A 22,627-nucleotide genomic window follows, 5' to 3' on the forward strand; every position below is an offset into this window, starting at 1 on the left:
CTGGCTACCAAATCAAGATGGCTTATTTTACCTTTTAACAACATAAAATACTGTGACTCTACACTCAGTTTACTTATTGTTTTTAAAGCGTAAATCTAAACTAATGCAGCAAAAACTAAACCTCTTGCCGTGAAAAAATCCAGCTAGCCAGCAACCCTAAAAGCCCTATCCATGTTGCCAGCATGGCGTACATCAGCACAGGCCCCATTCCCGTTTGAGCAATCAGGGCGAGACTGCTCTTCGCCGATAGGCTATCGGCGGGATTAGCAAGCAAATTTAAGGCACGGAAAAGATCGGTAGGATTAATTAAAATCAATAGGTTAAATAGCTGGCGATTGAATACTTCAGCCAAACTCACCAGCGCCGTGAGCAGCACTAAGTCATAAACCAAGACCAGCACAAACCACAGTAGCAGTAATACGCCTAGGGCTTTGGCCTTTTCACGCACACTCAAACTCACGCAATAGCCCAAAAGCACAAACACCAGCGACAGCAAAATCCCGCTGAAAATCAAGTGGATAAATCCGATGATTAAGGCGTGTCTGGCGTGTTCTTCAACAAAGGCCAGCAGTAATAGCACCGTCGTTCCAAATCCCATTACACAGGCAGTAATCATCACATAGGCATGGCCGAGTAATTTGCCGCACACCAAGTGCCAACGAGCCAAGGGATAAGTGAGTAACAACAACAGAGTGCCCGACTCGCGCTCGCCAACAAAACTGTCGTAGCTAAGTAAAATCGCCCCCAAGGGCAAGATAAATACCGCCAGCGTAACTAAGCCTGAGAAGATTTGTGCGCTCTCGAGCAATACCACAGTGCCCGACACGGCGCTGCCCATAAAACTCACACACAGGGACAAAATCAATAAAATCCCCGCCATCAAGCCCAACCAACGGTTGCGTAAATTGTCCTTAAACTCTTTCATAGCAACGGCTTGAATGAGTGTCAGCGCCCGTGGGGGACAATATTGAGCACAGCCTTGCTCGATGATTATCTGACTCATGCCACTAACTCCCTTTGATCTTGCTCTTCTCCAACAGCCGAGCACACAGCTGACGCATTAGGGCGATTCAGCCCTGCCATAAAATGATGGAAAATATCCTGCAAGCTCGCTGGCGCAATGGAAAACTCATGGATTTTAAGAAGATGCAATTGTTCGATAACCTTAGCCTTAAGCGCATCGGGCACACTAAAGCACACCCTATTAGCACTTGAGTGGTTCTGCAGTGAGGCAAATAGCGGCAGACTGATAAGCTGCTGATATTGCCAAGGCGAAACGCGATGTAACTCAAGCTGGCTTGGCAGCGCGCTTATTGCCCTAAGCTGTGATAAATCACCTGCGGCGAGCAGCCGACCTTGGCCTAAGATCAGCGCGCTATCCATTTGATCTTGCACTAATCCTAACTCGTGGGTACTGATAATAATCGCGCAGCCCTGCGCCTTCAATTGCGCCATTTTCTGATATAAAAATGCCGATGCGAGCGGGTCTAACCCCACAGTCGGTTCATCCAGCAACAACACCTTAGGATCGGCCAATACCGCCTGAGCTAATCCCAAACGTTGGCGCATGCCCTTGGAAAAGGTGCTTAGGCGTTTATCCTTGGCCGCCATTAGGCCGAATTCTTCCAGCAAAATGGATACTCGCTTGGGGGCGACACCCTTAAGTCTGGCAAAATAGCTTAAGATCTCCTGCGCCGTCATATTGTCATAAAAGCTCACGTTTTCAGGCAAATAGCCTAATGACAGGTTAGCGTTGGGTCGCTTGGTATGCAGCGATTGCCCCTGCACAAATAGCTCGCCATGGCTTGGGGAGACAAGCCCCAAGATCATTTTAATCAAGGTCGATTTACCCGCACCATTGTGGCCAAGTAGTGCTAAGGTTTGGCCTGTATGAAGTTCAAAATTAAGATCCGTGAGTGCCTCAAACTTTGCATAACGCTTACAAAGCCCAATGGCCTTAACCGCCACTTGCCCTTGTGATGAAGCCTCGTTTGTCATCAAGGTTAGCGCCTGTTTATGCCTTGCATCATTGCTAAAATGGCTCATTGCCCATCTCCCTCGGTTTTCCATCCCATTAAGGGAAAGCTGTCACTCACACCGCTTACGCCAGTTGGCTGAAACTGCCGCTCCACCCAACGCAGCAGCAAAACCACAGGGCTTTCCATCAGCAGTTTCGCCTCGGGATAGAGCCAAAAGAGTTTGTCCAAACTGTCGTTGGGCCGATGGGCGATATCCCCGACACCATCGCCATTAGTGTCCCAGCCCTGATATTCGGACCAGTAATTGCCCTGCCCCTGATAACTCCACTCGAGTTGCGCCTCGCCAACGTATTTGACTTGGGTTTGATTGGCTAGAATACGATTATGCCAAAGGCGGTTTGCTTCGCCGCCCATCGCCATGCTAATCCCAGTATCGCTATGGCTAAACTCGTTCGCCTCGATGCGATTATTCTGCGCAGCGTAGATAAAAATACCCTTGCCCTCGTTGCCAAGCTCCACCGAACCTTGGGGATTGACCACCTCTGTCGCGATATTTGCCTGAATATGGGCATCATTAGTGATATTGAGCAGAATGCCAAAGTCCCGCGCTTGACTGACCTTGTTGTGGTGTAAAAAGATGTTCTGTGAGTTCATCAAGGCATAACCGCCATCGACGCTAATCGCTTGATTGTTTGAGGCTTCATCGCCTCTGGTGTACATGTAATGAATGCCGTATTGCAGCTTAGCGAATTGATTATGGTGGATTTGGCTATCTGTCACCGACTCGAGATACACACCATCGCGGACAAAAATAAAATGGTTAGCTTGCACTTGGGGTGCGCTCACATGCTTGAGGAATACACCGTCACCCCGATCCAACACATAAATGGCGCCATTACCGCTAATGCTGTTTTCCATAATGCTGGGCGCACTAAGCTGCTCGCCATAGATACCAAAGCCATCCCCCACCAGCCGATTGCCCTTGATGAGCACCTCGTCAGCACCCGGTTGCAGCAAAATACCGGCATTGTGGTAATAAAGATCCCGCCCCCAGTGACGGATATTCAGCCCTTCAACAATGACCTTGGGCGCCGCAATCGTTAAGGCGCTACCTTGACGCAGGGCATCTAAGGTTGCCCCCGCTTCGCCCTTAAGATGAATCGCGTGGCTGACAGTAAAATTGCCTTCGTAAACGGCGGTGGCGAGCACAATAGTGTCGCCATCCTGCGCCCGCGTGAGGGCTTGGGTCAAAGCCGCAGAGTCTGTGACCCTAAACTCCTGCGCTAGCCCAACAAGGGATAAACTACAGAGCCAACCAAGCAGCAAGCAGCGCCACATACCAATCGCCTACTTATCGCCAGCCAGTAATTCGAGGGTGATCTCATCAAAACGGAGCACGCGGCCACCGTATTCCTGAGCAAAGGCCTCGGCGGCGGCTTTCGTGCTAAAAGGTGCAACTGCTGGCCCCATCACGGCTTTTTTACTGGTGCCGTAGACATAAAACGCGCTGGCGGCATCGATAAAGGCGCCATCGTCTGGTTGATCCCAGTCGGTCGATGCGGCGTCATGCACCATCATGTAATCAATTTGTCTTTTGTTTTCAGGCTGTAGGGCAAAGTTAAACATATCGCGACTGGAGCAAAACTTTGGCACCATTTTCTCGGCCTTCAAATGCACTTGTCCCTTAGGCCCTGGGTATTTAGTGATCACCATGCCGCAAAGATGGCAACGGTCATGCTCGTGGATCATCTCGGCTTTATGTTGATGATCCGTGGCTTCACTCTTGTTGCAACCCAATAACAAAGGAGCGAGTAGTAGCAAACTTAAGTACTTTTTCATCCTGTTATTCCTTCTAAAAAATATCAACACCTCGCCAAGGCACCTTGCAGGGACAGACCTCTTGTGACGAGGGTTGATACAAAAATGGTTCATCGCTTCAGGCCTTTGGCCTTAGCTTTGGGTTAAATTGCGTAGTTTTGACCCGCCAACAGAATGAAGAGTCGCAAACACATCATGCCTACTACCGCGCACATACCCGACATATAAAACGCTTTGGCCGAATGGCTAAAATGCTTACCCGTGGCGAAGTTAAGGAGCAGTGGTGCACCAAAACCGATACCGACCACACCAATCCAGAATACGCTTGCCCAGATCCCTTCTTGGAAGGCGGCAAAGGCAAACTGGCCTCCGGCATTGCCAGTTAACAGCGCGGTGGCGATCATGAAAATAAACAGGGCTTCGGCGAACATAATCGGCCACTCGGCGCCGTGTAGGATCTTCATCTCACCGCTGTGCAAAGGTTCTTTAAACAACCATACCGCCAGCATTTTGGCTGAAGCGCCGCCCGCTGAAAGCCCTGAGGCAATAAACAGCGCAGGCAATACCGAGGTGTTGATCAGCGGGAAGCGGATCAGGGCGGAGATTAAGAAACCGGTGTAAGCACATACGGATAACGCCAGTAATAACACCAGTGCTTCCATCGGGCGTCTAAAGCCCTTCAACTTAGTGATGATGGGGCCGAGGAACTGCAACTGTGGGATGGCCATCAGCTCTTTTTCAAGGGCGAGTAGCGCGACCACAGCCACTAACGGGATATACACCGACAGGGCAATCACACCAATCGACATCACAGAATTTAAGTTATAGAACACCAAAATTCGCCAGAAGAATAAGGGGTTAGTCAAGTCGAGCACCAGACATAACATCCCTAAGCTAATGGTGACAAAGGACAGCAGGGTCGCCGCCTTTAAGAAGGCGGTATTTTCAACCTGACCTAAGTAGAACCGCAGTGCCAGCGCAATGGTTAACGCACCGCCGGAGATGCCGGCGAAGAACAAGTACACCGCAATTGGCCAAGGCCAAGCGACGCCTTGGGAGAGGCCTAGGGTAAATTCCATACTGGTATCCATATTTACACTCCCAGTTTGACGATTGGTATGTAACGTAAGCTCGGCTCAGTGCCAAACTGTGGCTTAATGCGCACTGAGTCTTTTACCGCTAAGAGTTTGCTTACGTAGGATTGAGGATCGTTGGCATCACCGAAGATCAGCGCATCGTATTTACAGCTCTGCACACAGGCGGGTAATTCGCCCTTGGCTAACTTGCTGTTCAAACAGAAATCGCAGTTATCGGCCACATCCGTATCGCTGTTGATGTAGCGGGCGTTGTAAGGACAAGCCCCAATACAGTATTTACAGCCGGCGCATTTGCTCGCATCCATTGTCACAATGCCCGTTTTCGCGTCGCGGTGCGCCGCGCCAGTCGGACAAACTGTGACACAGGGGGCGTTCTTGCATTGCTGGCAGGAAACCCGCACAAACTTACGTTCACAGTCACAGCTCATCTTGCCGCAATGTGGACAAGGCTGACCTTCGACACGGCCACTCTGCTGCTCGAGCAATACCCGTGACTTGCCTTCAGGTAAATGGTTGGCTTGATTACAGGCGGTTTTACAGTCGCCACAGCCGACACACTTGTTTTGGTCAAAGACCATGACGTAATGGGGCTTATGGGCGCCGTCAGACTCTTCTTTGACCGAACACCCGGCTAAAGGCGTTAACATCAAAGAGCACATGCCAGCGCTTTTAAGGAACCTCCGTCTCTCTATATTTTCACTCACAACATCCTCCATCTATCGGTTTTATACCGACGTTTTTATTTATATCGTTATCGTTCCAACATGCCTGAAAATGGCTAGCGACTTGATTAATATCCACTTTCATTCAATTTGCTTTCAGCCTTGCCGATGGCGTTTAACAGGGCCTCACGATTAATCTCTGCCCTTGGCTGCGCCAGTAATGCTTGCCAATGGTCTATCGCCTCTTGGTAGCGCCCATGGAGATAGGCGTCGTTGGCCTGTAGCATCCGCGTCTGTGGCTCAAAGGGCGCAAGCGCAAGCGTCTGTGCAATCAGTGCTTGGGTCTCTGCGGTCATTTGCCGACCATCGCGGTAATAGAGGGCATTGGCCTTAGCGCCGAGCACCTCTGCATCCTCCCCCACCAACACAAGCAGTTTGTCTAGGGTTTGCACCGCATCGGCATATAAGCCACCGGCGCTGTAAGCCTCGGCAAGCGCCAGTAATGCCAACGGGTTTTGCGGTTGTTCATCCACGAGGCGCAGAGCTTTGGTGATGTCGGCAGCCACTAAATAGTCAATGTTTTCATTGAGTTTGCCTGTATCCCAATCCTGATAACGCCCCGTTTGGCTATAGATGGCGAGCGTGAGCAATAGCAGCAAACCACTGCTCAATGCGGGCACAAGGTAGGAGACTTGAGGGAGCCTCTCCACCGATTGCAGCAGGTTTAAACGCGCGTGTTGCCAGAAAATCCAGGCCACAAATCCGCTTAACAGCAGTGCTATGGTGAATCCTAAACTTGCCATGCTTTACCTCAACGCTCGCCTATCCAAGTTCATCACTCACTGAACCTAAGCCAATGTTTAGCCCTTAGTGGGCTGGCATCATGCCCATCATGCGGGCTTCTTTTTTCTCACTGGGCTTTTCGATATTTTTCAACTCAATTTCAAAGATCAAAGTTGATTGCGGTGGAATTTCACCTACAAATTCATTGCCATAAGCTAAGTTTGCAGGGATGACAAAACGGTATTTCGAGCCCATAGGCATGAGTTTTAAGCCCTCTTCCCAACCCGGGATCACGCTCATCAGGGCAAAACGTGTGGGTTCTTTACGGCCGACGGTATTTTCAAACTCAGTGCCATCGATAAGCTTGCCGACATACTCGACAGTGACCACATCTTCAGGGTTGGGTTTATTGCCGGAGCCTTGGGTTAACACTTCATATTGCAGGCCTGACTCGGTGACGGTTACGCCTGATTTCTTCTTATTTTCAGCAAGATAGGCTTCACCTGCCTTAGTGTTTTCTGCGGCGAGCTTCTCGGCGTTAGCCTTTCTCACTTGATTTAGCTCTTCGGCGCGTTGGTTTAGATAGGTCAGCACTTCTTCATCGGTTAATTGCTGCTGTTTTTTCAAGGCATCGACAAAGCCCTGCACCACTAAGTCCACATTCACCTCTGCGCCCAGTTCCACTTGGTTATAAACCTGGCCAGAAATGTAATTACCCACTGAGGCGCCAATGCTGTAAGAGGCTTTATCTGCATCGGTTTTAAGGCTTGGGGCAGCAAAGCTCGTCATAGAGACAAACAAAGCTGCGCAGGTCGCCACTGTGAGGGTTTTTGGGATAAAAGAAGTTGGCATAGATATTTTCATTTTATGTTCTCTACAATTTAGCCCTTGGGCTTTAGTGCTTTAGCCGAAAACGTATGGGATAACCCATAACCGATTAATAATATTTATTTGATTACTATGGTTTTTCTGTTGCTCTACCCGACATGCGCCAACCGAAGATGCCATCGGCCATATGTCGCACACCTGTGTAACCTAGCTTCATGGTTTCCCGTGCGGCCATGTTGCTGGCGGTGCAAAGACGGTTAGCGCAATAGAACACCATCACAGCGTCTTTATTCTTTGGCAGTAGCTCTCGCCAATTTTGCACATTGAAAAAAACCGCTCCGGGGATAAAACCTTCCGCCCAAATTTCCAGCGTGTTTACATCGAAAAAATACACCCCAGGTTGACCGACTAAGGTTTCGGCTTCCCGCATGGAGATCGGATTCAACTGAATTTCGTTATAGGGCGCCTCGGAGATCTCAGAGCCACCACCAGCCGCGACGGGTAAACTCATGCCACCTAGGCCCAGTACCAGTAAGCCGCCTAACAGGCTGTGTCGAATCGCTTTATTCATCATTTGGCCTCGTATAGCCCCCGACACTCGCGTACCGGGGACAAGTTAGACTCGAGTCGAACTACATTTTCTGTGCGCTCAAACCGTTGGCATCAATAATGGCTTGGGCTTGAGTGACATAGGTCAAGGCAGCATCGAGACGTTTCAGTGAGTAACGTGGACCATGGACACCCCATGAACCGTCAGCCTTGATCAGGCGGACAACGTCTTGGGCTTTGTCAGTCAACATCAACACTTGAGTCTTGTCTTCTACCGACAGCTTGGTGACTTCTAACAGCTTGTCGATACGGGCAAGGGCTTGTTCTACTTGAGCAAAAGTATCCTTAACGGGTTTTTGCCACTTTTGAACTTCGCCGTAGATTTCCATCTGGTCTTCGAAGTGCAGACCAACTTCTAGCTCGGATTGGAACTGGCTATGACAACCTTTGTTTTCAGTTACGTCGTGGTCAGAGGCCGACGTACGGGCACAGGTCCACATCAGGTCGAGGTAGTTGTAGCCGTTCTCGTCTTTCGCCACAGTCCAGCCCTTAGTGGTCGCATCGCGAGACTTGCCTTCTGGTGGGTTAAGGGTCTTACGCAGTGGGTCGACATCAATCTTCCACATGTGTGACTTACGAACGTTGTCGAAGCCCGCCATATCTGGGAATTGGATGGCAGTGAAGTTTTCACAGCTTCCCATGTTTGGCATATGACAGCTTTGGCAAGTTTGGTTGCTGTGGGTGTTGGTGTTCTTGGCGATCTCGGCTTGGGCCGTGTGACAGTCAGTACACTGTTTGATGATTTTTGGCTTAGTAGTACCAGATTTCCAATCACCATCAGTCACTTCGTGTGGATCGTGACAGGTTGAACAACGCATACCTTTGTCATAGTGTGCAGAGGCAAACATTTGCGAACCTTCAGTACCACAGGATGGGCAAGAAGACTTCATCTTCACGTTGAAGGCGTATTCCAGCTTTTCTTGACCCTGTGGCGTTTCAGCTAACTCTTCAACAAAGTTGAAGCGTTGGTGACAACGTTCACAGTTAGATGGCATGCCGCCACCGATACCGCCGTCTAAGTGACCACCGGCGCCATGGCACTCTTCACAGGTAATCCCTTTGGCAATAGTGTGCTTTTGCAGCTCTTTCGGGTTACCTAAGGCCGCGAAGAATTCATCCTTCGTTTGGAAGTCAAACTTAAAGGTGTGGCACATTTCGCAGTAGGAGCTAGCAGGTTGGAACAGGAATTCCTTCTCATACTTAGCGCCGTATGAACTCATGCCCCATTGGTGTGAACCGCTGGTACCAAAGTCTTCCATTTTGACGGGGAAGCTTGGGATGGCTTTATTGATTTTTGCCGCCATTTCAGGGGTTAACCACTCAGCCCAACCGCGGGAGAATTGGTTACCACCGGCGACCATAGTCCCAGTGCCGTCCTTCAACAGACCATCTTTAACATGGTAAGTACCGCGCACTAAGTAAGCGTCGATAAAGCCATACTTGGTACGTGGTGTACCGACAGTGGCGTAGATAGCATCTGGCGTAATACCCGATGGCAAAATCGAGGTATCCTTAGTGCTATACATGGTTTTCTTCAGGTCGTTATCGACCTCAGGATGCTCGCCAGGGAAACGAATCGTCTTAGAGTGGCGTGAACGTCTCCACTTCTCGTATTGAGGGCCATGACACTCACCGCATTTTTCTGGGCCAACAAACTTGTTAGGGAAATCTAAAATCGATTTCGCCCCTAAACGATATTGCAACGCCTTTGGACGTTGACCATCGTTGTAGGAACTGTAACGCACCGCGGTGCCATCTGTAGGGTTCACTTCTTTACTGTGTTTGCTGTAAGCAACACTGTCACCACCGTGTAAATATTCTTCACCACGGTCACTGACTTTATAAGTGCCCTTTAATCGACCTTCTGCGTTATATTTAAAAACTGGGTGATTTTCAAATAGAAAATCAAACAATTCTTGCTCTTGAACAATATAATCCTGCAATGTTTTCACACCGCGGGATTTTTCCATTAAATTTTCATTTAAATTGGGGTTAGCCAAAATATCTTGAGTATAGTGGGATTGCTGCTTATTCCCCACGCCAGGCACCACTTTACCCTCCGACTTAGCATCGGAGGCGACTGTGGTAACGCTTACGGCAGAACCTAAACAAAATAGCACGCTTAATGCTACTTTGGATTTCCATCGCTTCATCATTCACTCCTAATTTATCATTAGTTTTATATTTTCCACTGAACCTAACTGTTCACTGAACGACATAAACAATTGACCAGTGACTGCATGATGAATGAGAGAAAAAGCAAAAAATCTGCGCTAGAGCACATTAATTTTCGCTTCAGAAATCAATAGAGCTAAAAACATTTAATGTGAATAAAATCAACAATATAACGATTATATTTTAGTGATTTTTTAGATTTTAAATCCGTTTTTTTAGTTCTAAAAAAACCTAAAAATCGGTTTGATTTTTCAAAAACCACCAAAGACATGAATGACCATTTTAATACCGAGGCAGATCACATTCCTTTTGAAAATACTCAGTTACCCTGCGAGCAAATCGTTGATTGGTTAAAGACTCAATGTCCAACTTACCAAGGAAACAATAAATAAGTGAGTAGCGATTAACCGCTAAATAACTTTAAACCATCATTAGTCTCAGTGTTTATGAGATGCGATAAATAATGCTATACAGGAAATATTAATGATAAATATGACTCCAGAAATCGGGCACATATTGCTGATCATGAGTACTGTATTGGCACTCTTTTCAGCTTTATTTCACTTAGTAGGAATAAGTAAGCACCATCTTTATTTGATTAATTGGGGAAGCAGTTTTTTTAATGCGCTTTTTTTTACCCTACTAAGTGCACTGCTTAGCTTAATTTATTGTTTTGTGGTCGATGACTTTTCGGTTGCCTATGTGGCGAACCATTCCAATAGCCAGCTTGCCCTCGGCTATAAAATTGCCGCAGTGTGGGGCAGCCATGAAGGCTCGATGCTTTTTTGGGTGTTAGCCATCGCGTTATGGGGTGCCATTATCAATTGGCGCCAAGCAGGTAAACTCGTCGGCTTAGATAGTGCTGATATGCGGACAGATAAAGCCTATTTTGCGCGACTGCTGGCGATTCTCGCTCTCGTTATCCTTGGCTTTAATCTGTTTTTACTCTTTACCTCCAATCCTTTTGCCCGTTTGCTGCCCAACATCCCCATTGAGGGGCGCGACCTCAATCCGATATTGCAAGACATTGGCTTAATACTGCACCCGCCTATGCTGTTTTTAGGCTATGTCGGACTCACAGTTTGCTTTGCTGCGGCGCTAGCATCCCTGCTGGGAGGCGCATTATTGCATCGCCACCTCGAATACTTGCGGCCTTGGGTATTATTGGCGTGGATATTCCTCACCGGCGGAAATGCCTTTGGCTCCTGGTGGGCCTATAACGAGCTGGGCTGGGGCGGTTGGTGGTTTTGGGATCCCGTTGAAAATGCTTCTTTTATTCCTTGGTTGGTTGCCACCGCGCTAGTGCACTCCCTAGTGCTGACAAGAAAGACCCAAGGCTTTGCCCTCACCACGCTATTTTTGTGCATCTTGGCATTTTCGCTGAGCTTATTAGGCAGCTTTTTGGTGCGCTCCGGCATAGTGCAATCGGTACATGCCTTCGCGGCAGATCCCACCAGAGGCATGTCAATCCTCTGTTTATTGGTGCTTTTTGTCGGTGCTGCACTATTAATCTTTGCAATCAAAGCGCCAGCGTTGAAACGGGAAGTCAGCCATAACCTATTGAGCAAAGAGACACTGTTACTCCTTGGAGCCATTGTATTAGTGGTTGCAGCCTTTTCCGTTCTGCTGGGCACCTTTTATCCCCTGCTGTACGAGCTGCTAGGCTTAGGCACGCTGTCGGTCGGCGCCCCCTATTTCAATACCATGTTTGTTCCATTGACCTTTATCGCAGTGATCTTAATGGGCATCGCGCCGTTAATCGCTTGGAAGGCGTCAACTCGCAAGCCACTCAAGGTATTAGCCTTGCCCTCTGTCGCCATTGTGATTATCGCGGCGCTGATGACTTATCAGACCCAAACCGATGGTGCCTTATTCCTATTCCTTGGCTGCACCAGCGCGCTGTTTTTGCTCTGCAGCCTTGGGATGAGTGTATGTACGAAATCCCAAGCATTGACGCCTCCCAAGCCCGTCAAGCCTTCAGCGTCAAAACGCGCAAAATTAGCCATGCTAGTCGGTCATTTGGGCGTAGCAGTCACCATTATCGGCGCAACCTCAGTGTCGTTTTTTGAGCAGGAAGCCCTGCTGCGTATGGGACCAGGCCAAGGTAAACCGCTTGCCGATTATGTGCTGGTGTACGAAAGCACAGAACCAGTAGAAACCTCAAGTTTTAGAGCAATCCAAGCCAATATCAGTATCCGCGATGCCAAGCAGGATGATCTTGTGCTGGGTTACCTCAATCCGCAACGGCAAACCTTTAATAGTAATGGCATGGAAGTATCCCATGCGGGCATAGACCACGGTTTTTGGCGGGATCTCTATGTCTCTATGGGGCTACAACTAAGCGACACCGAATACCTGATCCGCATTAGTTATAAACCCTTAGCCACATGGATCTGGCTGGGCGCCTTATTGATGATGCTTGCGGGCGCTATTGCCGCATGGCCAATCAAACAACCTCATAGAGTCGCACAAACAAAGGCATTGAATGTAACCAACTCACCAAGGGAGACAATGTCGTTATGAACCCACTGTTTCGCTCGCCCTATTTGAGCCTATTGTTTTGGTTGCTATCACTGAGTCTCTGCTTTGGCGGCGCAACTTTTCTCGCCACCGCACAGGAAGGCCCCAGTATGGGCCCATCCTATCAACAACAGGCAATAGCCATCAGTAAAGAACTGCGTTGTCCAATGGCAACCAATCAAACCTTATTTGAATCACAGGCGCCAATCGCCCATGAGCTTAAAGGGCAAATCTTTTCACTGTTGGAACAAGGCTATAAGCGGGACGAGATCCTCGATTTTATGGTGCAGCGCTACGGCGAGAAAATCCGTTATCAGCCCGAATTTAAGCCCGCCACACTAGCACTCTGGCTCGGCCCTATCGTACTACTGATCGTTGGATTGGGCTTAGGGCTGGCACTAATAAAACGCAGACCATAGTGTTTAGAACATAGTCCCGATTACTCAGTTTGAATAGAAGGATAAACCCATGAAATCTTACACCACCAAGCTCACTCTCCTTTGCACCGCATGGCTGCTGAGCTGCACCGTTCAGGCCCATTCTCTTCAAAATAAGTTGTACGAGACAGGTGAACCCATCCCTAAACCCAGAGTTATGACAGGCTTTATCGAGATGCAGCATGCCCGCGGCGTGCCTGAAGTCCCGTTTGTAGATGAAGCCGGGCAAACACACACCCTAAAGCAATACCAAGGTAAATTGACCTTAGTAAACCTTTGGGCAACCTGGTGCACGCCCTGCTTACGGAAAATCCCCGAGCTGCAAAAACTTCAACAACATTTTGCCGATAAGAATATCGCCATAGTGCCCATCTCGATTGATGAAGAAGTAAAAGAGGTGCGACCTTTTCTTAATCAGCATGGCTTTAGCAACTACAGCACTTGGCTCGACCCTGACAAAAACATCGAGCAGATTATCCCTGCTAACGTTGTCCCCGCTACTTATGCTTTTGATGCAAAAGGTAATCTTGTCGGCTTTGTCCGTGGCTATCTTGATTGGACAGACAAAGATGTCGCCCCCTATTTAGATAAACTTATCGCTAAATACGCCCAGTGATTTCGCTGGGCACTCATTAGCGCTGCACGAAAGGGCTAAGTTGGTTTTGACTTAGCTAATGCATGAATCAAATCTCCGTTCGGTACCCACCCTACTCTTTGCCGAAGCCCGCTGCCCCCCCATTTGGCAGCGGGTATTTTTAGCTTATCGCCAGCGCGCTTTGTATTCTGCGCCACCTTTCTTTAGAATTGCCGCTGTTATCCATTAATCGATTTTGCAAATCGATTCGTAAAACCCATTGATAAAATCTAAGGCTTCCCGATGAAACTCACTTGTTTAACTCAACCTATTTATGACCACTTATACCGTGATATCAGTGAGTTTCGCAGCACCTTCGACCTCGCCGTCAACGATGCTAGCTCCTTGGATGAAAAGGCCGATACGCTTCATACTTCGCTGATTATTGAGGAATTAACCGAACTTGCCGAAGCCGATAGCCGTATCGAGCAGGCCGATGCCATTGTCGATTCAGTGTATGTATTAATGGGGCGCCTAGTGCATTTAGGCGCGGCCAAAATGAGTGACCGCCTAGAGATCAGCTACCTTATCGACTTACTGCTGTGTGTGGCTAAAAACCGTGAAATCGACTTTATCGCCTGCTGGGATGAAGTGCATTCGAGCAACATGAGCAAAGTGTGCCGCAATGAGCAGGAACTGGCAGAGACTATCGCCTTCTATGCCGAGCAAGGCGTTGAAATCGTTGGCAGCAAAAAGGGCGAGTTTATTATCGCTAAATGCGCTAAGGATGTGGAAATGGCGGGTAAAGTCGTGCGCCAAGGCAAGGTATTAAAGTCGGTGTACTATCGCCCGGCGGATTTAACGCAGCTAGTAAAAGCGTAAAATTACAAGCCTAGGCTGCACAGCATGTAGAAACAGCAAGCAGCCTAGGCACCTTCCTTAGTCCGACGTGTCTTGCTCGGCATCCTTGCGGTATTCCAAAATATCCCCCGGCTGACAGGCTAAGTATTCACAGATACTCGCCAAGGTATCAAAACGCACCCCTTTGACTTTGCCCCGCTTAAGCAAGGACAAGTTAGCCTCGGTAATGCCCACCGCTTTGGCCAGCTCCTTAGAACTCACCTTTCGCATCGCCATCATGACGTCTAAATTAACGATAATATTCAAAATCAAACAAACTCTTTGTTTTCCGCCTCATAATCGCGGGCGGCTTTAAGCAAATACACGATCAGCAACATCAATAAAATCGTGGTGATATTGCCAAAATCGAGCACTAATTCGATGCGACCATCCTCAAAAAATGACTGATGATAGTAGCCTACGCCTAAGTTTTGTAGCATTTCAAACACTAAGGCGGCCGCTTTCAGCCAAACGAGCCACAAGTAACATTTCATGCTCTCATCACTGAAAAACAACCCCCGTTGATAGCAGGATAACAGCCGTTGCAGCCAATAAACACCAACTAAAAATGAGATAAATAAAGGGGTTAGCATAGCGAGTAATAGGTTTCGGCTAGCGTTCGGCAAGTTCCACAGTTCGAGGAACTGGGAATTACTGGTATTGAAGCGGATCTCATCATAGGCCCAATAGCTATAAAGCAGATGGGCGATAATCGCCACCGCAGATAACAGCACCAGCCAGCGACAAAAACCGCTGATTTTTATCAATTTTTCAAAATTTTGATTCATCCACTCACCCAAACATCATCCCAAGCCGTTCATAGCGAACGAGCACCAGTATAATCCTTCGACAAAAAATATTACAAAGAAATATAATTTTATTGTTTCACGATAATTAATTTTCGTATTAGCATAATGTCAACTTTCATAAACTAAGGTTACGACAATGCAAAAATTTCCATTTACGAGTCAGTTATGCAGTGTTGCCATTGCCGCCGCACTGCTGCTGACGGGTTGCACTACGGCGGATGTTCGCAACGAACAGCCTCAAGTTGCCGCGACGCAGCAAACCGAAGCACCGTTAATTCCTATCGAAAACTTCTTTAACGAGCAGAGCATTCACCATCTGAAAATGTCAGACGATGGCAAGTGGCTCGCCTTTGTAAAGGAGTATCAAGGGGCCAGCAATATCTATCTGATGGCGGATAAGAGCGACCTCGCCAGCGCCACGCCACTGACCACATCGGTAGAACCCATCCGCGCCTTTGAATGGTCTGCCCAGGGTAATGATTTATTCTTTATGAAGGACAAAGGCGGTAATGAGAACACCCAGATTTACAAGCTGAGCTTTGAAGAACACGCGGGCAAAATCACCGCCAAAGAGCAGCGCTTAACCCATAAGGACGATGTGCAATACAGCGTGCTCGAGCAGGTAAAAGACAATCCTGATTTGCTGGTTGTTCAAGCCAACCACGACGATTCGAGCCGCATGGATATTTATCTGCTCAATATCAACGATGGCAAGTTAACCCCAATCCTGAAGAACGAGCTGAGCTTTACTCAGGTGAAGTTTAATAAGCAGGGTCAACCTGTGATTGCCAGCAGCAGTAATCTCGATAACACCAATGCCTTGTATGTGTTGATCGACGGCAACTGGCGCAAGATCATCCAAAGCGCCAAGGGCGAGAGCATCGATATTCTTAAAGTGAACGATGATAAGAAGCTCGCCTATATCAGCGCCAATATCGGTGATCGCGATAAGCAGGAATTGCTGAAAGTCGATCTGATGACGGGTAAATATGAAACCATTCACAGGGATCCCGACAACGAGGCCGACGTATTTGGGGTACAGTTTAGCGATGCGGGCGAGCCCTTAGCGGTTGGTTACTATGGTGGACGTTTACGGGTTTACCCCTTAGATGCCGAGTTTGCTCGCCATTGGGATGTGATTAATCGTCATTTTAATCAAGATGTTGAAATCACAATTAGCGAGATGAACGAGAAAACCAATCTGTGGCAAATCCATGTCGCCAGCGACAGAGCCGCAGGCGCGGACTATCAATACAATGCCGCCACAGGGGACATCCATCTGTTAGTGGACATTCCGGCCAGTATTCCTGCGGATCAACTCTCGCCACGCCAATCTATCGTGTATACCGCGCGGGATGGGGTGAAAATCCAAGCCTATTTAACACTACCTAAAGGTAAACAGACTCAGCTACCGACCATTATCCTGCCCCATGGCGGCCCTTGGGCACGGGATTTTTGGACACTCGACTCGGGTTATTTCCACGCGATTGCCCAGTTTTATGCCAACCGTGGTTATGCCGTGTTGCAACCTAACTTCCGCGCCTCGACGGGGTTCGGTAAAAAATTCTTAAACCTAGGCAACCGTAACTGGGGCATTGGCAGCATGCAGCACGATCTCACCGATGGTGCCAATTACTTAGTCGAACAAGGTATTGCCGATAAACAACGTTTAGGGATCTTCGGCGCCTCCTACGGTGGTTATGCGGCACTGTCAGGCGCGACCTTTACACCTGACTTGTACCATGCGGTGATCGCCTATGTGGGGCCATCGAGCCTAGTGACACTAATGAATTCCTTCCCCGACTACTGGCGCCCCTATTTAGGCCAATGGTTTGAGTCGGTTGGCGATCCGCAAATTGCCGAGCAGAAGCAGGATATGGAAAAACGCTCGCCAATTAACTATGTCGATAATATCAAGGCGCCATTGATGCTGATCCAAGGGGCGAACGATCCACGCGTCACCCAAATAGAATCGGACAATATCGCCAAGAAAATGTATCAAAAGTCTTTGCCCGTTAAGTACATACTGGCAAAAGATGAAGGACATGGCTTTAGTAAGCGAGCCAACAAGCTGGCCTCGATTGTCGCCACTGAGCAGTTTTTTGCAGAGCATTTAGGCGGCCGTGTCGATACGAATGTGAACCCCGACATTCTAAAACACTTAGACAGCCTTAACGTCGATATCAGTAAGCTCTAAACTTTTGCCGCCTTTACCAAGGAAGGGAAAGGCGGCAAACTAGCCTAGATTTTATACATAAGCTCACCTTCAACTCTCAAGATAGAGAGTGCAGGATAACGAGCAGAAAACCGCAATAATTCATATATTTCATTTAGTTAGGGATAAAGAATGAATCCAGCAAAAGTGGTACGTGCCAAGGTCAAACAATTAACGGATTTACCCAATATTGGTAAAGCGAGCGCGGCGGATTTACGTCTGCTCGGCATAGAGACGCCAGTACAATTGCTAGGGCAAAATCCCTACCAGATGTATCGCACTCTGTGTGACAAAACCGGCCAAAGACACGATCCCTGCATGCTGGATGTGTTTATATCCGTCACCCGCTTTATGGCGGGTGATGACCCTAAACCTTGGTGGTATTACACCGAAGAGCGCAAACAGACATACGGCCAGCTTTAATCTAGGTGCTTTGTCTCTTGGTATGCTGCTCTCAAAGCCTCTGGCGAATCCGATTCAGTTCTGGGCTCATCCCTTAACCACTCGCGCCAGATAGCAATCAGCAACGCCATCAATACTGGGCCAACAAACAGGCCAACGAATCCCATGGTTTTCACCCCGCCAATCAGCCCGAAGAAAGTCGGCAGGAAAGGTAATTTGATTGGCCCGCCCACCAGATTAGGTCTTAGGGTTTTATCGACAATAAACAGCTCGACACTGCCCCAGAGGAATAAGCCGATCCCCGCCGTCATATCGCCGGTGCCAACTAAATACAGTGAGATCAAGGTGAACATGGTTGGCGCGCCGCCGGGCACTAAGGCCATAAACGCGGTCAACACTCCAAAGGCCACGGCCGAAGGTACGCCAGCAATCCAGTAAGCAATCCCCAACACTATGCCCTCGCCGATGGCGATAAGCGTCATGCCGATAACGGTTGAACTCACAGTCGCAGGCACCACACGGGAGAATCGATGCCAGCGGGCAGGAAGAATGCGCTCGCCAACTATATCGAGCTGTTTGGCGACCGACTCGCCATCTTTATATAAGAAAAACAAGGTGATCAGCATAAACAGCAGGGTCAACAACAGACCTAAGGTATTCCAGCCCAATTGCAGTACCCAGCGGGAAATACCACTCAGATTCTGACCGCTAATCGCGCTAACTATTTTGCCCAGCTCATGGGGTTCACCGATAAACTGCTGCCATTGCAGGGTAAGCCACTCGCCAATCCAAGGTAAATCCTTAATCCACAGCGGCACGGGAGCGCCATGCTGGTTGGCATACACTAGCCACTCCACCCAGGCTTTAATTTCTTGTAAAGCATAGGAAAATACAAAAATCAGCGGCGTGATAAGCCCAACAATAATCAAGACTAACGCGATGGTGGCAGACAGCGCCGAGCGACCACCGCATTTAACCATTAATTTTTGGTACAACGGCCAACTGGAGAAGCAGACGATCAGAGCGGCCAAGGCGGGAACTAAAAAATCGATAAAAAAGAAAACACCAGCACACAGCAATAAAATCAATAGGGTGCGACCTACCGCAGCATTACTGATAATCTGTGCCATCCACATACTCCCGCAATAGAATCCAACAACAAGGTGGAAAACTTGGCAGAGTGCCAAGCAACAACCAGCCTTTGGGTGTTCCCCATTCTGTGAGCCAGTTTATTGCGCAGTGCTTTCCATGGGCAACGACATTTAACTAAAGCGTGAGTAGTGTATCAGTGCTGCTGGCATCCCCAAAGGCCTTCGAATGTCTCGAAGGCCAAATGGTTGAATCCCTATGGCGAGGCCTTGAGCCTTGGAGGTAAACAGTAAATGCTAACTTTGCACCTGTAACTTCAAACATTAACCCATTAAGCCTAAAGCCAATTGCCGCGTTAGCTCGGCTGCGGGAATGTTTTGGCAACCACTGGCATTTTGACCGCACCATAGCGGGCTAAAATCTCCAAATCCTTGTCGCTCCGCCGCCGCTCTTAAGCCTGCAACCGCCGAGGATGCCAAGGGGAAGTCTGGCACAGACTCATTTATCGGCCCCATCTCGGCCATAAAGCGGTTCACTATGCCGCGGGCGGGTCGACCAGAAAATAAGTTCGTCAGCGCCGTATGCTGCGCGGCGTCGCTTTGCAGCGCCTCACGATGAATGCTGCTGGTGTTGCACTCAGGGCAGAGTAAATAGGCCGTCCCCACCTGAACCGCCGAAGCGCCCATTACCATGGCAGCGCGCACTGTGGCTACATCGACAATCCCGCCAGCGGCAATCACCGGAATATCCACAGCCGCAATCACCTGCGGTAATAGACTAAAAGTGCCGAGCTGCTCGGTTAAATCCTCGGATAAAAAGTGTCCTCTGTGCCCTCCAGCCTCTAAACCTTGGGCAATAATCGCATCGGCGCCGCGGGCTTCGAGCCAGAGCGCCTCCTCGACTGTGGTCGCCGTAGAGATAACTTTTGAACCCCAGGACTTAATTTCTAGCAGTAGCGTCTCATCGGGCAAACCAAAATGAAAACTCACCACCTCAGGCTTAAATTTGGCTAACACCTCAGCCTGCGCCTTGCTGTAGGGTGTGCGCTGGGCGCCAGCAGGCTGCGCATTTGGGTCGAGATTAAATTCCGCAAAATAGGGGGCTAACTATTCGAGCCAAGCCGCTTGCTTGGCCGCCTGCGGTAAAGGCTCGCTATGACAGAAAAAGTTCACATTGATAGGTTTAGTGGTATTGCCGCGGATTTCGGTTAACTCAGCTTCAAGCGCTTCGAGGGATAACATGGCGCAGGGCAAAGAACCCAATCCGCCCGCCTGCGATACTTCAATCGCCAGTGCACTGCCCTGCACGCCCGCCATCGGCGCTTGAATAATTGGAAATTGGATCCCAAACAATTGTGTTAGTCGGCACGGCATACTTCACCTCCATTGAATAAATCCTGTAGCGACTCGTGCTTGCTTTGCTTACAGCTAATGCGGCGATAAGCGACCGAGCCAAGTGCGAGATGTTACAATCTACCAGAAAAATGCATCCCAATTACAGCATTTAACCAAGCAGCAAAACTTGGCAGTGTTAAGCAGATGATAAATTGTCATCATTTAATGGATATTTCAGCCTAATTAAAAACAAAAATAATATCCTCAAAATTGAAATTACATTTGTATCAAGATAAAAAGCAGTTACCGATAATTTATAAAAAATCCCGTGATACTCGCCGCATTCACCAATTAAAAAACTATTTAGGAATATTTAAATCACTTATGATTCGGCCCCATTTTTTGGAGGCTATATGCTATTAAAAACCCGTCTATTTTCGACAAAAATAATCAACCAACTTATTATCTGCTTACTACTGATGTTTACCACGTCAGTTGCCTATGCAAAAAATGATGATAAGGACAATGAGATCACCTTAGGCCGCACCCTATTACTCGGAATTGGCGACCACCCAGCAATCATCCCACTTATCATTTGCCGCCAAGCCAAACACATTAGAATCAAAGCTGAAAGAGATGTGAGTATCGATCGTGTTGTAGTCACCTATGGGGATGATAAAACTCGCACCGTCCGCTTTGATACTGAGCTAGGAAAGGATGAGCACAGCGAATGGAAATCACTCGGTGCCCGTCGCTGCGTAAAAAAAATTGAAGTGTATGGTAATTCCGACCGCAGTAAAGCGGGCATTAAAGTATTAGGTCGTAAGTAAGACTTACCTATTTAATTATTCCATCTTTATTCAATTGTGGAATTGGGCATATATCAATGAATTTTCGTACAATATTATTGTTATTACTCGGTATTAATTTGACCGCATGTGTGACTTTTCCAACCGAGGAGTCGGCACAGGTTAAAATATTATGGGAAAACTCTGTCGCCATCGAAAACTGTACCTATAAAGGCACAGTTATTGGCTCGCAGGGGCATTTTTATGATTATTGGCTGCACAGTGATAGGGATATGGTATGGGGCACTCTCAACGAGCTACGCATCAAAGGCCATGCGCTCGGTGCCGATACGGTTTATCTCTATCAACCGTTTAAGTTTTTAGGCTCAGTGACCATGATGGGTAATGCTTACCAATGTGCTGAGGCTCATGCTTCTGAGGCCCAAGCTTCTGAGGATAAGGCCTCTAAAACTCTAGATTCGGCGAGTCTGCCGTCGCAGATAAAGACCGCATCGAGTCAATGAGTTGAGCGTTGAGCGTTGAGCGTTGAGCAGACTTTCAATGAGTTTTGAGCGGCTATCAATGAGTTTTGAGCGGCTATCAGGCGGCACGCCTGATAGCTCTCATACAAACGGAGAGGAAAACTTAGAACAGGTAATCGGCGCCTAAGCTAACAAACAGTGCTAATCCCGCCCAGTTATTGTTAAGGAAGGCTTTAAAGCAAGGGGCTCTTTCGCGGCCAAAAATCAGCATTTGCTGGTAAGTGCTAAAGCCTACGAAGGTGAGTAATCCCAAACCATAAACCAAGCCACGGTCGGCGCTCCAACCCGCGGCGATAAAACACAGCAGCGCGGCAAGTTGGAATAATCCAATGATTTGGCGGTCGTATTTGCCAAAAAGAATGGCGGTCGATTTGATACCAATTTTTAAATCATCATCCCTATCGACCATGGCGTACATGGTGTCGTAGGCCACAGTCCAGAACCAATTGGCGGCAAATAACCACCAAGCTTCGATGGGCACTTCACCGGTTTGCGCCGCATAGGCCATGGGGATCGACCAACTCCACACCACACCCAAAAACATCTGCGGCATGTTCGTTACCCGCTTAGTAAAGGGGTAGATAATGGTGAGGATAATACCGACAACAGATAGCTTAACCACTAAACCATTGAGCAGTAAAACTAAACCAAAAGCAGCTAAGCCTAAGATCACAAACAGCAATAGCGCTTCTTTGGTGCTGATTTCGCCACTGGCGAGGGGACGGGATTTAGTGCGTTCAACGTGGGAGTCGAGGTCGCGGTCGGCATAGTCGTTAATAATGCAGCCACAGGCGCGCATGATCACTACACCGATAATAAAGATAATCAACACTTTAATATCAGGCATTCCACCCGCTGCGAGTACCAGCGCCATTAAACAGGGCCAGAGCAATAACAGGGTGCCGATAGGACGGTCGAGTCGAGTCAGGCGGGAATACACGTCCCACTTCTGCTTTAGATTCATTAACTAGCTACTCCCTAACCTAATTTTTTATCTCGGTTGCTAGGGTAAGCATCATATACCCTAGCCCCCTTTTAAGCGAATTTGCGCAGGCTTAAACTGTCA

At 48.3% G+C, this 22,627-nt stretch carries 22 protein-coding genes and 1 pseudogene; 8 read left to right on the top strand and 15 right to left on the bottom strand.

What is annotated here, in order from left to right; genetic code table 11:
• Window positions 1-115: 115 nt before the first annotated feature.
• The 10 genes from SHD_RS20460 to sirA form a co-directional block, all read right to left on the bottom strand.
• Window positions 116-1,003: an ABC transporter permease gene (locus tag SHD_RS20460; RefSeq protein ID WP_023268876.1), complete on the bottom strand. Its 888-nt coding sequence runs from the start codon at window positions 1,001-1,003 to the stop codon at window positions 116-118.
• Entirely contained in the window at window positions 1,000-2,046 is a 1,047-nt protein-coding gene (locus SHD_RS20465) for an ABC transporter ATP-binding protein (RefSeq protein ID WP_023268877.1), read from the bottom strand. Before SHD_RS20465 ends, SHD_RS20460 begins: the two co-directional genes overlap by 4 nt.
• Entirely contained in the window at window positions 2,043-3,317 is a 1,275-nt protein-coding gene (gene nosD / locus SHD_RS20470; RefSeq protein ID WP_023268878.1) for a nitrous oxide reductase family maturation protein NosD, read from the bottom strand. Before nosD ends, SHD_RS20465 begins: the two co-directional genes overlap by 4 nt.
• A gap of 9 nt (window positions 3,318-3,326) precedes the next feature.
• Window positions 3,327-3,818: a nitrous oxide reductase accessory protein NosL gene (locus tag SHD_RS20475; protein WP_023268879.1), complete on the bottom strand. Its 492-nt coding sequence runs from the start codon at window positions 3,816-3,818 to the stop codon at window positions 3,327-3,329.
• A gap of 122 nt (window positions 3,819-3,940) precedes the next feature.
• Entirely contained in the window at window positions 3,941-4,888 is a 948-nt protein-coding gene (nrfD, locus tag SHD_RS20480) for an NrfD/PsrC family molybdoenzyme membrane anchor subunit (RefSeq protein ID WP_011715701.1), read from the bottom strand.
• Between the two features lie 2 nt (window positions 4,889-4,890).
• On the bottom strand, window positions 4,891-5,598 hold the full coding sequence (locus tag SHD_RS20485; RefSeq protein WP_011621294.1) for a 4Fe-4S dicluster domain-containing protein: 708 nt from the start codon (window positions 5,596-5,598) through the stop codon (window positions 4,891-4,893).
• Window positions 5,599-5,684: 86 nt separating this feature from the next.
• A complete protein-coding gene (locus tag SHD_RS20490) occupies window positions 5,685-6,359 on the bottom strand; it encodes a tetratricopeptide repeat protein (RefSeq protein ID WP_023268881.1) in 675 nt (224 codons plus the stop codon).
• 64 nt (window positions 6,360-6,423) lie between these two features.
• Window positions 6,424-7,203 (bottom strand): FKBP-type peptidyl-prolyl cis-trans isomerase, encoded by a 780-nt coding sequence (locus tag SHD_RS20495; protein WP_023268882.1) that lies wholly within the window; start codon window positions 7,201-7,203, stop codon window positions 6,424-6,426.
• Window positions 7,204-7,297: 94 nt separating this feature from the next.
• The gene (locus tag SHD_RS20500; protein ID WP_023268883.1) at window positions 7,298-7,741 is read right to left on the bottom strand and encodes a rhodanese-like domain-containing protein; all 444 of its coding nucleotides are present in this window, start codon (window positions 7,739-7,741) and stop codon (window positions 7,298-7,300) included.
• Between the two features lie 58 nt (window positions 7,742-7,799).
• Entirely contained in the window at window positions 7,800-9,929 is a 2,130-nt protein-coding gene (sirA, locus tag SHD_RS20505; protein ID WP_039978842.1) for a dissimilatory sulfite reductase SirA, read from the bottom strand.
• A 505-nt stretch (window positions 9,930-10,434) separates the two neighbouring features.
• Here sirA and SHD_RS20510 point away from each other — a divergent pair.
• The 4 genes from SHD_RS20510 (at window position 10,435) to SHD_RS20525 (ending at window position 14,364) form a co-directional block, all read left to right on the top strand.
• Window positions 10,435-12,474 (top strand): heme lyase CcmF/NrfE family subunit, encoded by a 2,040-nt coding sequence (locus SHD_RS20510; protein ID WP_052031093.1) that lies wholly within the window; start codon window positions 10,435-10,437, stop codon window positions 12,472-12,474.
• The gene (locus SHD_RS20515; protein ID WP_023268887.1) at window positions 12,471-12,890 is read left to right on the top strand and encodes a cytochrome c-type biogenesis protein; all 420 of its coding nucleotides are present in this window, start codon (window positions 12,471-12,473) and stop codon (window positions 12,888-12,890) included. Before SHD_RS20510 ends, SHD_RS20515 begins: the two co-directional genes overlap by 4 nt.
• 49 nt (window positions 12,891-12,939) lie before the next feature.
• Window positions 12,940-13,524 (top strand): TlpA family protein disulfide reductase, encoded by a 585-nt coding sequence (locus tag SHD_RS20520; RefSeq protein ID WP_023268888.1) that lies wholly within the window; start codon window positions 12,940-12,942, stop codon window positions 13,522-13,524.
• Between the two features lie 261 nt (window positions 13,525-13,785).
• Entirely contained in the window at window positions 13,786-14,364 is a 579-nt protein-coding gene (locus tag SHD_RS20525; protein WP_023268889.1) for a nucleoside triphosphate pyrophosphohydrolase family protein, read from the top strand.
• A gap of 57 nt (window positions 14,365-14,421) precedes the next feature.
• Here SHD_RS20525 and SHD_RS20530 read toward each other — a convergent pair whose 3' ends face one another.
• Window positions 14,422-14,649, bottom strand: coding sequence for a helix-turn-helix domain-containing protein (locus tag SHD_RS20530; protein ID WP_039978987.1), 228 nt, complete (start codon window positions 14,647-14,649; stop codon window positions 14,422-14,424).
• Window positions 14,650-14,651: 2 nt separating this feature from the next.
• A complete protein-coding gene (locus SHD_RS20535) occupies window positions 14,652-15,170 on the bottom strand; it encodes a DUF2975 domain-containing protein (protein ID WP_023268890.1) in 519 nt (172 codons plus the stop codon).
• Between the two features lie 157 nt (window positions 15,171-15,327).
• Between SHD_RS20535 and SHD_RS20540 the strand changes: the two genes are divergently transcribed.
• Both SHD_RS20540 and SHD_RS20545 read left to right on the top strand, forming a co-directional pair.
• On the top strand, window positions 15,328-17,388 hold the full coding sequence (locus SHD_RS20540; RefSeq protein WP_023268891.1) for a S9 family peptidase: 2,061 nt from the start codon (window positions 15,328-15,330) through the stop codon (window positions 17,386-17,388).
• 150 nt (window positions 17,389-17,538) lie between these two features.
• Window positions 17,539-17,829, top strand: a complete 291-nt coding sequence (locus SHD_RS20545; RefSeq protein WP_023268892.1) for a helix-hairpin-helix domain-containing protein — start codon at window positions 17,539-17,541, stop codon at window positions 17,827-17,829.
• On the opposite strand, the gene SHD_RS20550 is transcribed toward SHD_RS20545, so the two are convergent.
• A complete protein-coding gene (locus SHD_RS20550) occupies window positions 17,826-18,938 on the bottom strand; it encodes an AI-2E family transporter (protein WP_039978848.1) in 1,113 nt (370 codons plus the stop codon). The two genes, SHD_RS20545 and SHD_RS20550, sit on opposite strands and share 4 nt — an antisense overlap.
• Window positions 18,939-19,220: 282 nt before the next feature.
• Window positions 19,221-20,270 (bottom strand): annotated as a pseudogene (locus tag SHD_RS20555) (NAD(P)H-dependent flavin oxidoreductase).
• Window positions 20,271-20,644: 374 nt separating this feature from the next.
• Between SHD_RS20555 and SHD_RS20560 the strand changes: the two are divergent.
• On the top strand, window positions 20,645-21,061 hold the full coding sequence (locus tag SHD_RS20560; RefSeq protein ID WP_023268896.1) for a DUF2541 family protein: 417 nt from the start codon (window positions 20,645-20,647) through the stop codon (window positions 21,059-21,061).
• A gap of 56 nt (window positions 21,062-21,117) precedes the next feature.
• Window positions 21,118-21,543: a DUF4156 domain-containing protein gene (locus SHD_RS20565; RefSeq protein ID WP_023268897.1), complete on the top strand. Its 426-nt coding sequence runs from the start codon at window positions 21,118-21,120 to the stop codon at window positions 21,541-21,543.
• 121 nt (window positions 21,544-21,664) lie between these two features.
• Here SHD_RS20565 and ubiA read toward each other — a convergent pair whose 3' ends face one another.
• A complete protein-coding gene (gene ubiA, locus SHD_RS20570) occupies window positions 21,665-22,525 on the bottom strand; it encodes a 4-hydroxybenzoate octaprenyltransferase (RefSeq protein WP_023268898.1) in 861 nt (286 codons plus the stop codon).
• Window positions 22,526-22,627: the final 102 nt, after the last annotated feature.

Origin of the sequence: Shewanella decolorationis S12 (assembly GCF_000485795.1) — a bacterium.
GTDB classification, from domain to species: domain Bacteria; phylum Pseudomonadota; class Gammaproteobacteria; order Enterobacterales; family Shewanellaceae; genus Shewanella; species Shewanella decolorationis.

What these genes read in the sequence shown, in the direction of transcription:
- SHD_RS20460 (WP_023268876.1), bottom strand. Translation starts at nt 1,003, where the DNA reads ATGAGTCAGATAATCATCGAGCAAGGCTGTGCTCAATATTGTCCCCCA.
- SHD_RS20465 (WP_023268877.1), bottom strand. Translation starts at nt 2,046, where the DNA reads ATGAGCCATTTTAGCAATGATGCAAGGCATAAACAGGCGCTAACCTTG.
- nosD (WP_023268878.1), bottom strand. Translation starts at nt 3,317, where the DNA reads ATGTGGCGCTGCTTGCTGCTTGGTTGGCTCTGTAGTTTATCCCTTGTT.
- SHD_RS20475 (WP_023268879.1), bottom strand. Translation starts at nt 3,818, where the DNA reads ATGAAAAAGTACTTAAGTTTGCTACTACTCGCTCCTTTGTTATTGGGT.
- nrfD (WP_011715701.1), bottom strand. Translation starts at nt 4,888, where the DNA reads ATGGATACCAGTATGGAATTTACCCTAGGCCTCTCCCAAGGCGTCGCT.
- SHD_RS20490 (WP_023268881.1), bottom strand. Translation starts at nt 6,359, where the DNA reads ATGGCAAGTTTAGGATTCACCATAGCACTGCTGTTAAGCGGATTTGTG.
- SHD_RS20495 (WP_023268882.1), bottom strand. Translation starts at nt 7,203, where the DNA reads ATGAAAATATCTATGCCAACTTCTTTTATCCCAAAAACCCTCACAGTG.
- SHD_RS20500 (WP_023268883.1), bottom strand. Translation starts at nt 7,741, where the DNA reads ATGATGAATAAAGCGATTCGACACAGCCTGTTAGGCGGCTTACTGGTA.
- sirA (WP_039978842.1), bottom strand. Translation starts at nt 9,929, where the DNA reads ATGAAGCGATGGAAATCCAAAGTAGCATTAAGCGTGCTATTTTGTTTA.
- SHD_RS20510 (WP_052031093.1), top strand. Translation starts at nt 10,435, where the DNA reads ATGATAAATATGACTCCAGAAATCGGGCACATATTGCTGATCATGAGT.
- SHD_RS20515 (WP_023268887.1), top strand. Translation starts at nt 12,471, where the DNA reads ATGAACCCACTGTTTCGCTCGCCCTATTTGAGCCTATTGTTTTGGTTG.
- SHD_RS20520 (WP_023268888.1), top strand. Translation starts at nt 12,940, where the DNA reads ATGAAATCTTACACCACCAAGCTCACTCTCCTTTGCACCGCATGGCTG.
- SHD_RS20525 (WP_023268889.1), top strand. Translation starts at nt 13,786, where the DNA reads ATGAAACTCACTTGTTTAACTCAACCTATTTATGACCACTTATACCGT.
- SHD_RS20535 (WP_023268890.1), bottom strand. Translation starts at nt 15,170, where the DNA reads ATGAATCAAAATTTTGAAAAATTGATAAAAATCAGCGGTTTTTGTCGC.
- SHD_RS20540 (WP_023268891.1), top strand. Translation starts at nt 15,328, where the DNA reads ATGCAAAAATTTCCATTTACGAGTCAGTTATGCAGTGTTGCCATTGCC.
- SHD_RS20545 (WP_023268892.1), top strand. Translation starts at nt 17,539, where the DNA reads ATGAATCCAGCAAAAGTGGTACGTGCCAAGGTCAAACAATTAACGGAT.
- SHD_RS20550 (WP_039978848.1), bottom strand. Translation starts at nt 18,938, where the DNA reads ATGGCACAGATTATCAGTAATGCTGCGGTAGGTCGCACCCTATTGATT.
- SHD_RS20560 (WP_023268896.1), top strand. Translation starts at nt 20,645, where the DNA reads ATGCTATTAAAAACCCGTCTATTTTCGACAAAAATAATCAACCAACTT.
- SHD_RS20565 (WP_023268897.1), top strand. Translation starts at nt 21,118, where the DNA reads ATGAATTTTCGTACAATATTATTGTTATTACTCGGTATTAATTTGACC.
- ubiA (WP_023268898.1), bottom strand. Translation starts at nt 22,525, where the DNA reads ATGAATCTAAAGCAGAAGTGGGACGTGTATTCCCGCCTGACTCGACTC.